The organism is Promicromonospora sp. MS192 (assembly GCF_049532985.1).
Taxonomy (GTDB): Bacteria; Actinomycetota; Actinomycetes; order Actinomycetales; family Cellulomonadaceae; genus Promicromonospora.
In genome coordinates this window covers 4,926,617-4,939,772 of the sequence record NZ_CP186693.1, presented here as the reverse complement: position 1 = coordinate 4,939,772, position 13,156 = coordinate 4,926,617, and the positions used below count along the sequence as shown (strand labels likewise).

Annotated in this window: 9 protein-coding genes; 7 read left to right on the top strand and 2 right to left on the bottom strand. The window is 72.6% G+C overall.

Annotation, left to right across the window (positions count from 1 at the left end; genetic code table 11):
- The first annotated feature begins 90 nt into the window (after positions 1-90).
- From ACO229_RS22025 to ACO229_RS22000, 6 genes are all read left to right on the top strand, one after another.
- Entirely contained in the window at positions 91-831 is a 741-nt protein-coding gene (locus ACO229_RS22025) for a hypothetical protein (protein WP_423462798.1), read from the top strand.
- A 6-nt stretch (positions 832-837) separates the two neighbouring features.
- Complete coding sequence (locus tag ACO229_RS22020; RefSeq protein ID WP_397429232.1) at positions 838-3,366, top strand: ATP-binding protein; 2,529 nt, start codon at positions 838-840, stop codon at positions 3,364-3,366.
- Positions 3,363-5,339, top strand: coding sequence for a hypothetical protein (locus tag ACO229_RS22015; RefSeq protein WP_423462797.1), 1,977 nt, complete (start codon positions 3,363-3,365; stop codon positions 5,337-5,339). The genes ACO229_RS22020 and ACO229_RS22015 overlap by 4 nt, the downstream gene beginning before the upstream one ends.
- Positions 5,336-5,980 carry a hypothetical protein gene (locus tag ACO229_RS22010; RefSeq protein ID WP_397429234.1) on the top strand — a complete coding sequence of 215 codons (645 nt, stop codon included), beginning with the start codon at positions 5,336-5,338 and terminating at the stop codon, positions 5,978-5,980. The genes ACO229_RS22015 and ACO229_RS22010 overlap by 4 nt, the downstream gene beginning before the upstream one ends.
- Positions 5,977-7,284: a M23 family metallopeptidase gene (locus tag ACO229_RS22005; protein WP_423462796.1), complete on the top strand. Its 1,308-nt coding sequence runs from the start codon at positions 5,977-5,979 to the stop codon at positions 7,282-7,284. The genes ACO229_RS22010 and ACO229_RS22005 overlap by 4 nt, the downstream gene beginning before the upstream one ends.
- A gap of 174 nt (positions 7,285-7,458) precedes the next feature.
- Positions 7,459-8,994: an MDR family MFS transporter gene (locus ACO229_RS22000; RefSeq protein ID WP_423462795.1), complete on the top strand. Its 1,536-nt coding sequence runs from the start codon at positions 7,459-7,461 to the stop codon at positions 8,992-8,994.
- Positions 8,995-9,177: 183 nt separating this feature from the next.
- Here the strand turns inward: ACO229_RS22000 and ACO229_RS21995 are convergent, their stop codons facing one another.
- On the bottom strand, positions 9,178-10,656 hold the full coding sequence (locus ACO229_RS21995) for an SMI1/KNR4 family protein (protein WP_423462794.1): 1,479 nt from the start codon (positions 10,654-10,656) through the stop codon (positions 9,178-9,180).
- Between the two features lie 61 nt (positions 10,657-10,717).
- Here ACO229_RS21995 and ACO229_RS21990 point away from each other — a divergent pair, with 61 nt between their 5' ends.
- Entirely contained in the window at positions 10,718-11,668 is a 951-nt protein-coding gene (locus ACO229_RS21990) for a ribose-phosphate diphosphokinase (RefSeq protein ID WP_423462793.1), read from the top strand.
- Positions 11,669-11,680: 12 nt separating this feature from the next.
- On the opposite strand, the gene ACO229_RS21985 is transcribed toward ACO229_RS21990, so the two are convergent.
- Positions 11,681-13,120 carry a CCA tRNA nucleotidyltransferase gene (locus ACO229_RS21985; RefSeq protein WP_423462792.1) on the bottom strand — a complete coding sequence of 480 codons (1,440 nt, stop codon included), beginning with the start codon at positions 13,118-13,120 and terminating at the stop codon, positions 11,681-11,683.
- Positions 13,121-13,156: the final 36 nt, after the last annotated feature.

The following is a 13,156-nucleotide window of genomic DNA, read 5'->3' as shown; positions in this document are numbered from 1 at the left end:
GGTCAGACACATGGGCATGGCGCTGGGGGCAAGGCACAGGGTTCGGCCGGGCGCTCTCGCGCGCCCGGCGCGTGGTGAGGAGGGTGTCCGGTGACCGAGACCGCGAAGTTCTACACGAAGGCCCGCCGCATTCCCATGCTCGTGGGAAAGCTGCCCAGCGGCGGGCGCATCTGGGGCGGGCCGTACACCATCACCCAGGTGGGAGCGGGCGCCGTGGTGGCGTTCGCGCTGTGGCAGACCGCTCCGCTGTGGGCCCGGCTGGGCGGCTTCATGAACATCGTGGTCGCGGTGGGCCTGGTGGTGGGCACCGTGTGGGCCACCGGGAAGCTGCCGAGCTCGGGTCGCAACCCGGTCGCGTTCGTCATGGACGCGATGAACCTGACGTCGAGCCCCGGGCGCCTGGTCGGCGGGCAGGTGGCGCTGCCCAAGCCACGGCTGATGACCCACCGGGTCATGGTCGTCGTGCCCGGGTCCGCGCTCGGCCCGGCGCGGTACGCCGAGGCACTGGGCGGCACCGCACATGCTCGGCCGGCGGTGCCCGACGCCGGGACGCACCCCGCCGTCGTCCGCCCCGTGCCGACGGAGCTGCTCCCCGAGCTGACGGCTCGTGGTCCCGCGGACGCGACCGTCGAGGGGCGCCGGCTGGACCCGCAACCCGACCCGCAGCCCGCCCGGCAACCGAGCAAGCGTTCACCGGCGGACTGGGCCGCAGCGGCCGCCGCGGCAGCGGCCGACCGCAGGAGGTCCGATCTCACCGGCGTCGGCGAGCTGCTCTCCGGCACGCCGCGTACCCCTGACAGCACCGACCAGCCGACCCCGCGAGAGGACTGAGCCCCCATGCTGAGCCACATCTCGGCCCTGACCGACGGCCTCATGTGGACCCGCACCGGGACCGTGTGGGCGGTCTGGCGCGTGTCCCCCGTGCCCTACGCGTTCCAGCCGGACGACAAGAAGCACGCCGCCCGGCGGCACCACACCGCGCTGTACCGAGCGCTGCGGGGCGAGTCGCTGCACCTGGGTCTGACGGCGGCGACGGACCCGGCGTCCGTGGTGCTGTCCATGATCGAGGGCGTCGACCTGACCGAGCGCGAGGCATGGGCCGCGGAGTGCGAGGCCACCCTCGACTTCCTGGAGCAGATCCCGATCGGCCGGCGCGTGCACTGGATCGCCGCCCCGCTGGCCAACCCGGGCGCCAAGGCCTTCCTGGAACCGCTCCGCGCGAGCTGGACCACCCTCCAGGACACGCTGATGATGCCGCGCTCCGTGCCGGGCCGGCACGCGGTCGGCGAACGCGCCGCGCAGGCTGAGGCGCTGCGCAAGGAGATGCCCGGGGCGTTCGACCCGCGGCCGGCGACGGTGGCCGAGATGGCGTGGATGTTCGGGCACGCGATGCAGCGCGGCCTGGGGATCGACACCGCGGTGCCCGTGGACGGTTCGCTGGACGCCGAGATGCACCTGTCGGGACCGTCGGTGCTGCCGTCGGCGCTCGTGGACCCGGCGGGGCAGACCGACTCCGAGAAGCGGCTCGGTCCCCTGCAGATCCTCCGGCGGCCCTACGTCAAGGTGCTCGACCCCACCAACCCGGAGCTCGCCTCCTACCAGACGACGCTCGTGGTGAGCGACACGCCGTCGGGCGGGATCGTGTACCCGGGGTGCGAGTGGATCGGGCGGGTCGACGAGTCGGGCGTGCCCTGCGACTGGGCCATCCGCATGACGGTGCGCTCGCGCGACGAGGTGACCAACCGGAACCGCCGGGCCGTGCGCACGCTGAACGACCAGTTCGACCAGCGTTCCGAGGAGGAGCGCGCCGGCTCGTCCCTGGACACGACGGCGCGCGCCCTGGGCGAGTACCAGGCCGTGATGGACGCCGACGAGCTCGAGGTGGAGGTCGACGCCACCACGATGTTCACGGTCTCGGGCCACACCCCCGAGCAGGCGCTGGACGACGCCCGCGACCTGACCAAGTACTTCGCCGCGATGCAGTTCGCGCTGCGGACCGACCCCACGATCCAGCCCACCCTCTTCGAGGCCACGCTGCCCGGCATGCCGACGCCGCGCGCCGTGCGCGAGTACTCGCAGATCACCACGGCCCGCGCGTTCTCCGCGGCGGTGCCGTTCGCGACCACCGAGCTCGGCGACACCTCCGGCTCGCTGTTCGCGCTGGAGATCTCGAACGGCGCCGCCCGGCCCAACCCGGTGTTCGTGAACCTGGCCGGTGCCACCGACAAGCTGGACGTCGCGCTCGCCATGGGCTTCGTCGGCGAGCTGGGCTCCGGCAAGTCGGTGAGCATGAAGACCGTGGCCATGGACAACGTCGACATGGGCGCCACGCTCATGGCCGTGGACCACACGGAGATGGGCGAGTGGGGCATCGCCGTCTCCGAGATCCCCGGCTCGCAGGTCGTGGAGATCTCGGAGGACGCGACGGTGTCCATGGACCCGCTGCGGATCCTGCCGCCCGCCCAGGCCCCGCGGGTCGCGCGGGCCTTCCTCACGGTGCTGCTGTCGGTGCAGACCAAGTCCGAGCAGAACGTGCTGCTGTCCAAGGTGCTCCAGACCGAGTACATGTGGCGGCACCAGATCACGTCGCTCGGCTCGCTCGCCCGCCACCTGGAGCAGGACTGCGAGTTCCCGGGCGCCCGGATGCTCGCCGACGAGATGCGGATCTTCTCCGAGCTGGACTTCGGCCGCGCCCTCTTCGACGACTCCTTGCCGCCGCTCGACCTGAGCTCGCCGGCGATCGTGCTGCACACGCACAAGATGCAGCTCCCCTCGAAGGCCGACATGGAGCACGGGCACCTGTTCGCCGAGCTCAAGGCCGAGAAGGTGTTCGGCCGCGCCACGTTCGCGCTCATCGCGGCCCTGGCGCGCTACCGCTGCTTCGCGGACCGTTCCCGGCTCGACATCTTCGCCGCCGACGAGGCGTCCAAGACGATGTCGTCGCCCGAGGCGGCCGAGGAGATCGGCACGTTCATCCGCGACGGCCGCAAGCACAAGGCCGCGCTGCTGCTGGGCAGCCACGACGCCGAGGAGGACTTCGGCAACGAGGTGGTGCGCGGGCTCATCCCGTTCCGCGTGCTGCTGCGCCACCGCGACGCGAACCTCGCCCGCCGCGGCCTGCGCTGGCTGCACGGCCTGCCCGTCGACGCACCGGTCGACGACGGGCTGGTCAAGCTGGTCACCGAGGGCACGGCGCCCGTGGTCGACGCCTCCGGTGTGCCCGAGGAGCGGCGCGGCGAGTGCCTGATCCGGGACTTCCAGGCCCGGTACGGCCGGGCGAAGGTCATGGCGCCCCTGGTCGAGAAGCGCGCCGAGACCGTCAAGACCACGCCGACGAGCTCGACGGGCGCGGTGATCGGGGCATGATCGGGCTGGCGCCCCTCCAGGCCGCCGACCCGCAGGGCGGGCTGAACCTGGAGGACACGCAGGGCGTGGCCGTGGACCGGTTCATGCTCCAGTGGGACACGGGCTCACCGTGGAACCCGCTGAACGTCGACTCCGAGATCTTCTCGACCCTCGCGGGCATGTTCTGGGTCTGGTACCGGGACATGGTCGCGGTGCAGATCTGGGTGCTCGACTGGGTGCTCGGCATGGACTGGCTGGGCTACATCCTGGCGCCGCTGGCCGGGCTGAGCATCATCGTGCAGGGCATGATCGCCCAGATCGGCCTGCTCAACCTGATGCTCATCATCCTGGCGTTCGTCGTGGGGTTCTGGCTGCTGAAGGGGCGGTACGCGGGCGGCTTCATGGAGCTGCTGATCGGTTGCCTCATCGCCGCCCTCGCCACGACGTTCCTCGCCAACCCGATGGCGACCATCGGCGGCGAGCAGGGCGTCATCATGCAGTCGCGCGACGCGGGCATGGACATCGCCACCGGATTCGCGACCGACGGAGCCTCGTTCCAGCAGGACTCGACGGTGATCCGCGACGGCCTCAAGGGGCAGCTCGTGGACACCCTGCTGCGGGTACCCCACCAGATCATCAACTACGGCAGCGTCATCGACGGCACGGGCTGCGCGGACACCTACACCGAGAGCGTCGGCCGGGAGAACGCCGTCGACGCGATCGGGGGCTGCGACGCGGCCTACAAGGAGGCGGCCTCCACGGTCGACGCCGGCACCGTCGTCTCGACGCTCAGCCTGCTCACCACGGGGTTCGTGTTCCTACTGCTGTCCGTGGTGATCGTCGGCGGCACCATCTTCGCGGTGGTGCTGCTCGGCTGGTCGGCGATCAAGCTGCTCTGGCAGCTCCCGGTCGGCGTCATCTCCAGCGGCACGCGGGCCCAGCTCTTCCGCACGTTCGCGAGCGTGCTCTTCGGCTGCATCCTCGTCGCGATGGCCACGATGTTCCTGGTCGCGTGGATGAAGATCCTGCTCGGCTTCTACGACGCCACCAGCGGCCTGCCGTTCCTCGTGCGGCTGTACCTGTTCAACACGCTGGTGCTCGCGGGCGCCGTCTTCTACGTGCTCATGGGCGCCAGCGTGCGGCAGGCCCTGCGGGGCCTGGCCGACCGGCTCGCGGCCGCCGGCGTGCCCTCCCAGGTGGGCGAGCCCGCGGCGATGCCGTGGGACGGCAGCGCGAAGTGGCGCGAGCGCTACACCAAGGCCAAGGAGTGGGCCGGCGTGGGGCTCGGCCCAGCACCCGTCAAGCCGCAGGAGAGCGTCGTGGACACCGACAAGGTGGACTCGGGCCCGGCGGTCATCGACGGTACGCCGCCCGCCGGCTCGGTCGCCGGCGGCGCCGTCGCCGGGGGTGCGGTGGCCGCCGCCGGCCAGGCCGGTGCGGCGGGCGACGGCCGCACGCAGCCCATCCCGGTCGACGGCGCCGGCGGCCCCGGAGCGGACGGTGCCCCGGGCGGCGGCAACGCCTGGACCACCGCGGCCCGTACGGTCCAGGTCGGTTCGACCGCCGGCGGGCAGCCGGGTGGCGACCAGCCCGCCGACGGTGCCAACGCGGGCGAGAAGCCGTCGAACGAACCGGCGCCGCACCTGCCGCCCACCGCCGGTGAGCGTCTGACCGACCGGCTGAGCAGCGCGGGCCGGGCCGGCACCTCGATCGCGCTCCAGGCGGGCGCGATGGTGGCGAGCGGCGGCACGTCCGCGGCTGCGGCCGGCGCCTCCAAGGCGCTGACCGTCGTGCGCAGGACCGGTCAGGCCAAGCAGGTGCTCGCCGCGGTGCGGGGGCTGGGCCGGCGCGGGGAACGGTCGCAGAGCGCGGCGCGGCTGGCCGCGTCGCTCGACGCCGCGCGCCAGGGCGGTACGCCGCAGGCCGGTCCGCAGCCGTCGGCGATCGTGCACAACCCGGGCCGCCGGCAGATGCGAGGGCTGGGCCGCTCATGAGACGTGCAGTCGTCACGGTGGTCGTCGTGGTCGTCCTCGCGATCGGGACGTGGGTCGGCTGGCCGCGCGAGGGCGGCCCGGCCGACCCGGGCGCGCAGGCCGGCGTGGTCACGCCGCGGGACCAGGACGACTTCGGCAACCCGGAGGGAACGTCCGACGACGTCGCGGGCGGCGACCAGGCGGATGTCCCGGCGACCGGTCCGGTCGACGAGCCGGTCGACGACCAGCCTGCCGCCGGGGATCCTGCCCTCGAGGTGACGGCGGAGCCGGAGTTCGACGAGTCCGCACCGAGCGAACCGGTCGAGGCGACCTGGGACGACACGGTCCGGACGGCGGCCCTGGACGCCGCGCGCGCGACCATGACGGCGTTCGCCGCCACCGACCAGACGGCGGCCGCGTGGTGGGACGGCCTCGAACCGCTGCTCACGCCGCAGGCCAGACCGGTCTACCAGGACGTCGACCCGCGGCTGGTGCCGGTCACCCAGGTGACCGGTGACCCGGAGGTCACGGACGAGACCTCCACGCTGCTGGCCGAGGTGGCCGTGCCCACCGACATCGGCCCCTACACGGTCCTCCTGACCCGGGCCGACGGCGCGGCCCCCTGGCTGGCCGAGCAGATCAGGCCGCCGGAGGGGTCGTGAGCGGGCGGGACGCCGTCGGGCTGGCGACCCGGGTCGCCCGGACGGCGGTCCGGTCCAGGGCCCGTCCTGGCTCCGGCCCGGGTCGGAAGAAGGACGATGCGACACGGCGGGCCGTCATCGTCCTGGTCGTGCTGATGGCGGCCGTCCTGGCGGTGCCCGCGGCGGTCGTCGCGATGGTCGTGCTGGTCGGCGGAGCCGTGAGCGAGAGCCAGTCGCAGGACGGCTGCAGCATGTCGGCGTCGGTGGTGCCGGCCGGCGGCCAGGCCACGGCGGCCGGTGGGTTCACCGCCGAGCAGCTCCAGAACGCGTCGGTGATCCTCCAGGTGGGTCAGGAGCGCGGGGTGCCGGGACGGGCCCAGGCGATCGCGGTGATGACCGCGCTCGGCGAGTCGGGCCTGCGCAACCTGACCTACGGCGACGACCGCTTCGGCGTGCGCAACCCGGACGGCACGCTGACGTCCTCGATCGGCATGTTCCAGGAGCAGAAGTGGTACGGCACGGTCGAGGAGCGGCTCGATCCCGTGCAGTCCTCGGGCCGGTACTACGACCGGCTGCTCGCCGTCACGGGCTGGGAGACGATGGAGCCGACCATCGCCGCCCACAAGGCGCAGCGCAACGCCGACCCGTACCACTACCAGAAGTACTGGGACCAGGCGCTGCAGGTCATGCAGCTCGTCAGCGGCGCGGACGAGCAGGACCTCGCGGCGCTGTCCCGATCCATCCAGGGCGCCGCGGCCGGTGCACCCTGCATGAGCGGGTCGATCGGTCAGGCGGCGGTCGGCGCGGGCGGCTGGGCGAACCCCGCCGTCGGGACGAAGGCGTCCGGTTTCGGGCCGCGCAACACCGGGATCGCGGGGGCCTCGACCTACCACCTGGGCCAGGACATCGCGGCGTCGTGCGGCACGCAGGTGTACGCGGCAGCCGCGGGGCGGGTGGTGATCTCCGGGGCGACCGGCTGGGGCACGGGCAACACGATCCGCATCGAGCACGGGATGGGTCTCGACTCGACGTACGGGCACCTGCTCACCGGCACCAACCTGGTGCGGGTCGGCGACACGGTGCGGGCGGGGCAGCAGATCGCGTCGATGGGAGGCGACTCGCGCATCGACCCGGCGGGCGCGGGGACGTCGTCGGGCTGCCACCTGCACTACGAGGTGCGGATGAACGGGCAGGCGGTGGACCCGGAGCCGTTCATGGCGCAGCAGGGGGTGACGCTCGGCGTGGCCGCACCGGTCACCGAGTCGGTGGCACCCGGCGACGACGCCCAGGACCTGGCGGGCCCGGCGGACGCCGTCGGGCGCTGACAGGGGGTCCGCCGAGGGCGTGCCGATGATTTCTGCTCACCGCAGACGTCTGTGAAAACAGGTCGCGATCGTCGGCGGGAATACCTGACGATGGTCCGGCGTCGTTAGACGTAGGTCGTGTGCAATGTCGCTCTCGATCTCGGCCCGCGCGCACCGTACCGAGAGGGCATACCCATGAGTACCGACACGATCGACACGTCCGACCACCTGAGCGAACCACCGACCACGCCGGTCCGGGGTACCTCTGACCTGCCCGCTGAACAACCCGTCGAACCCCGCCAGGACAAGCTCGCACCCGGGGCGTTCCGTGCCATCGCCCTGCTCCTGGCGAGCGGCTTCACCGTGATCCTCAACGAGACGACCATGTCGGTGGCCCTGCCGCCCATCATGGACGAGCTGGGCATCACCGCGACGACGGGCCAGTGGCTCACCACCGCGTTCCTGCTCACGATGGCCGTCGTCATCCCGGCGACCGGGTTCCTCATCAACCGGCTGGGCACCCGAGGTGCCTACCTGACGGCGATGTCCCTGTTCACGGTGGGCACGGCCCTGGCGATGATCGCCCCGGGCTTCGGCCTCCTCGTGACCGGCCGCGTGGTCCAGGCCACGGGTACCGCGATCATGATGCCGCTGCTCATGACGACGATCATGACGATCGTGCCGCCGCACATGCGGGGGCGTGTCATGGGCAACGTCGGCCTGGTCATCGCCGCGGCGCCGGCGCTCGGCCCCACACTGTCGGGCGCGATCCTGGAGCCCCTGGGCTGGCGCGGCGTCTTCGGCGTCGTGCTGCCGATCGCCGTGCTCGCGCTCGTCGCGGGCGTGCTGTGGATCCGCGACGTGTCGGACAAGGACGCGCACCACCTCGACCCGCTGTCCCTGCTGCTCGCGGTCGTCGCCTTCGGCGGCCTCGTGTGGGGGCTCTCGGGCCTCGGCGAGGGCGCGCACGCGGGTGCCGGTGCCATCAACCCGCTGATCCCGCTGATCACCGGCCTGGCGTTCCTCGGCCTGTTCATCTGGCGGCAGATCGTGCGCCAGCGCACCGACTCCGCGCTGCTCGACCTGCGGACCTTCCGCGAGAGCAACTTCCGCGTGGCCATCGGCATCATGGCGGTCTCGATGCTCGCGATGCTCGGCACGCTGATCGTGCTGCCGCTGGTGCTGCAGCAGGCCATGGGCCTCACGCCCCTCCAGTCGGGCCTGGTCGTGCTGCCCGGCGGTCTCGCGATGGGCCTGCTGGGTCCGGTCGTCGGCCGGTGGTACGACAGGGTGGGACCGCGTCCGCTCCTGGTTCCGGGCGCCGTGCTGGTCACGCTCGGCATCGGCATGCTGGCGTTCCTGCACCCGGGCATCTCGGTGTTCTACGTGCTCGGTGCGCACATCACGTTCAGCCTGGGGCTGGCCGCGGTGTTCACGCCGCTGTTCAGCGCGGCGCTCGGTGTGCTCAAGCCGCACCAGTACTCGCACGGCTCGGCGACCATCAACACCGTGCAGCAGGTCGCGGGCGCAGCCGGTACCGCGCTGTTCATCGCGATCATGACCCTCCGGTCCGATGCCCTGACCGCCACGGGCACCTCGGCCGCGGACGCCCTGACCAAGGGTGCGGGCCTGGCCTTCGGGATCGGTGCGGGCGTGATGGCCGTGACCATCGCGCTGGCGACGCTGATCAGGCGTCCGGAGTCCGACGGCGAGGTCCACGGGGGTCACTGACCGCGAACCGGGAATTGCCGTGGCCTCGGTCCCTTGATGGAGGGCACAGCACCACTTCGGTCCGTTGCCTCCAGTTCGGTCACTCGATTGACCGATCTGGAGGCAACGGACCGAAGTCGCTCCAGGGCCCTATGCCACTGACCGAAGTCAGTTCAGTGCTTCGTGGCATGGACCATCCCTGGGCTAGCGGCCGAAGAGCCTGCCGAGCAGGCCCTTGCGCTCCGCACGCGCCGGACGCGTCAGACGGACGACCTCGGTCGGCGGCAGGCCCCGCAGTGCGAGCAGCCGGTCCGCCACGGCGAGCGCGTCGGTCAGGATCGGCGGGTTCGCGCGGTCAGGCACCAGGCCCGCGGCCTTGAGCGTGTCCGGCACGGTCCCGGCGTCGAGCCGCGCCATCCAGTCCGCCGGGTCGAGGGCAAGGAACTCGACGGGCCCGTCGACGGCACCAGGACCCGCCGGGCTCGCCCCACCCGCGTCCGTCGTGCGCTCCGGTCGATCAGGCGGCGCCACCCGACCGACCAGCAGCGCCGCGAGGCTCTCCGCCCGGTACGTGGCACCCGCCCGCACCTCATGGTCCAGCAGCACGACCTGGCCCAGGTGCCCGGCCGGCCCCGGCGCGAGGTCGACGGCGTAGACGTTCCCCGCGCCGTCGGTACCCACCGGGAACCAGAGCGGCGAGCCGATCACCGCCTGCACCCGGTCCGCCGGGTCCCGGGGTGCGACCGTGCCGGCGTCAGCGGTCCACGTGCCGAACCGGGCGGCCGGCAGGAACGCCTCACGCAGTGCACTCCCGCTCAGCGGCACGATCTCGAACCCACCGAACCGTCCCTCCTCCGGTGCGAGCTTCAGCGCGCCGCTCCCGGCCGCGGCGTACAGGGAGCGCACCTCGGCGGGCAGACGAGCGCCGTCGGGCAGCGCCACCTCCGCGGCGTCGATCTCCTCCGGCGCGGCGCCGACGGCGTCGGGCATCCGCTCGGCGACCACCCGCGCCACGGCGTCGGGGTCGGCCGACGGCGCGGTCGCGGCATCCGGACGCGGCTCGACGATCTCCCGGTACGACGCCGGGAGCGCCCCCGGTTCCAGCACCACCTCCAGGACCGGCGCCGTCGGACCGGAGACGACGGCGGGCGGGAGCGTGATCAGCTCGACGACGTCGCGCACGGGCGCGTCGCCGCTGGGCGAGGCCCCGCGGTCGCGGGCGTCCCCCCGGTTGCGCGCGTCGCCGCCGTCGCGGGCGTTCCCGCCGTCGCGGGCATCCCCGCGGTCCCGCGCGTCGTCGCCGTCACGCACATCCCCGCCGTCACGCGCGTCGCCGCCCGAGGGAGCACCGCCGCCTGGCCGGTCTCCGCCGCTCAGCCCGCCCCCGCCGTGCACGGCCACGACCCGCACGAGCTGCTCGCTGTCCGGCAGCAGGGCGGCCACCTCACGCAACGCCTCGTCGAGCTCCGCCCGCGGACCCGGTCCGCCGGTACGTGCGGCGGCGAGCGCCAGCTCCCGGTCGCGGTCCCGGCGGGCCGCGGCGTCGCCGTCGTCCAGGTATGTGCCCTGCGCGCCCCCGCGGCCGACGGTGCCCACGAACTCGCTGGTGTGCGTTCCCGGTGGTGCGGAGCGGCGCAGCGCGTCGACGAACGGGGCCCAGGTCTGCCAGTCGGTGACGCTCATGGCGCACATGATGCCCTCTCCAGCCTAGGCGGGCCGCTGCGACGTTCCGTAGACTCCAGCCATGGCCGAGGTGCGGGTCTTCGCTGGTACCGGTGGTCAGCGCTTCGCCCGTGCGATGTGCGCTGATCTCGGCGTCGCGTTGAGCCCGGTCAAGATCCAGCGCTTCGCGAACGACTGCCTGCAGGTCCAGCTCCTGGAGAACTGCCGCGAGCGCGACGTCTACCTGGTGCAGTCGGTGGTACGCCCCGCACAGGAGAGCCTCATGGAGCTCCTGCTGATGATCGACGCGGCCAAGGGTGCTTCGGCGGCCCGGATCACCGCCGTCATGCCGCACTTCGCGTACGCGCGGTCCGACAAGAAGGACGCGCCCCGCATCTCGGTGGGCGGGCGTCTCGTCGCAGATCTCCTGGAGACGGCGGGCGTGAACCGCATCCTCACCATGACCTTGCACGCGCCGCAGGTGCACGCGTTCTTCCGCGTGCCGACCGACCAGCTCAACGCGCTGCGCGAGCTCGCGGCGTACTTCGCGCCGAGCGACCTGGCGAAGGCGACGGTGGTGTCCCCCGACCTCGGCAACGCGAAGAGCGCGTCGGCGTTCGCCAAGATGCTCGGCGTGCCGGTCGCGGCGGCGGCCAAGGAGCGGTTCGACGGCGACCGGGTCGAGATCACGTCGCTGATCGGCGACGTCACGGGCCGCGACATCATCGTGCTGGACGACGAGATCGCCAACGGTTCCACGATCGTCGCCGTCCTCGACCTGCTGCGCGAGCACGGCGCGCGCAGCGTGCGGATCGCCTGCACGCACGGCATCTTCGCCAACGACGCCGTGCACCGGATCGCGGCCGACCCCGACGTCGTCGAGATCGTCACCACCGACACGGTGCCGACCGCGGGTCTGCTGGCACACGACAAGCTGACCGTGATCAGCGTGGCGCCGGCGTTCGCCGAGGCGGTGCGCCGCATCCACAGCGGCGAGTCGGTCAGCGCGCTGTTCGACCCGACCCACGTCTAGCCCGGCACGCGGTCATCCGCGCTCGGCCCACCACTTCCGCAGCTCCTCGGTCGCGGTCTCCTCGCCCAGCGGGCCGCGCTCCATGCGCAGCGCCAGGAGATGCTTGTACGCGGCGCCCACATCGCGCGACGGCGGGATCCCGAGGATCGCCATGATCTGCGTGCCGTCGAGGTCGGGCCGGATGGCGTCGATCTCCTCCTGCTCGCGCAGTGCGGCGATGCGGTTCTCCAGGTCCGTGTACGCGTCGGAGAGGCGCTTGGCCTTGCGCTTGTTGCGTGTGGTCGAGTCGGCGCGGGTGAGGCGGTGCAGCCGTTCGAGCAGCGGGCCGGCGTCGGTCACGTAGCGGCGCACGGCGGAGTCGGTCCAGGCGCCGTCGCCGTACCCGTGGAAGCGCAGGTGCAGCTCGACGAGCCGGGAGACGTCCTTCACCACCTGCTTCTCGTACTTGAGCGCACGCAGCCGCTTGGCGGCGAGCTTGGCCCCGACCACCTCGTGGTGGTGGAAGCTCACTCCCCCGCCGGGCTCGAAGCGGCGCGTGGCGGGCTTGCCGATGTCGTGCAGCAACGAGGCGAGACGCAGCACCAGGTCGGGCGCCGGCACCGCGCCGTCGGGCCCGGTCTCCTGGGCGATGGCCTGCTCCAGCACCGTGAGCGAGTGCTGGTAGACGTCCTTGTGCCGGTGGTGCTCGTCGATCTCGAGCTGGAGGGCGGGCAGCTCCGGCAGCACGTGCTCGGCAAGTCCCGTGTCCGCTAGCACCTCGAGACCCGCGCGCGGGTTGTCGCTCAGGAGCAGCTTCGTGAGCTCGGCCTGCACCCGCTCGGCCGACACGATCTCGATGCGGTCCGCCATCGCCACGAGCGCGGCCAGCGTCCCTGGTTCCACGTGAAACGAGAGCTGCGCGGCGAACCGCGCGGCGCGCATCATGCGCAGCGGGTCGTCGTCGAACGAGCGCTCGGGCGCGATGGGTGTGCGCAGCACCCCGGCCGCCAGGTCGGTCAGCCCCTCGAACGGGTCCACGAAGGTCAGGTCGGGTACGCGCACGGCCATCGCGTTCACCGTGAAGTCGCGGCGCGACAGGTCACCGTCGAGCGTGTCGCCGAACTCCACCAGCGGCTTGCGCGACGCCGGGTCGTACTTGTCCGTCCGGTACGTCGTCACCTCGACGACGACGTCGCCCCGCCGGGCGCCGATGGTGCCGAACTCCTTGCCGATGTCCCAGTGGGCATCGCCCCAGCGCGCGAGGATCCGCTGTGTCTGGTCCGGCGTCGCCGACGTCGCGAAGTCGAGGTCGTTGCTCGCGCGGCCCAGGAAGGCGTCGCGCACCGGACCGCCGACGAGCGAGAGCTCGTGACCGGCGGCACGGAACTGCTCGCCCAGCTCGAGCGCGGCGGGGGCCATCTCGGTCAGCACGCCGAGCGCGCGCCGCAACAGGTCCTGCTCAGGGGTAGACACAGCCCAAGATTCTCCCAGACGCGGCGCGCCACCACT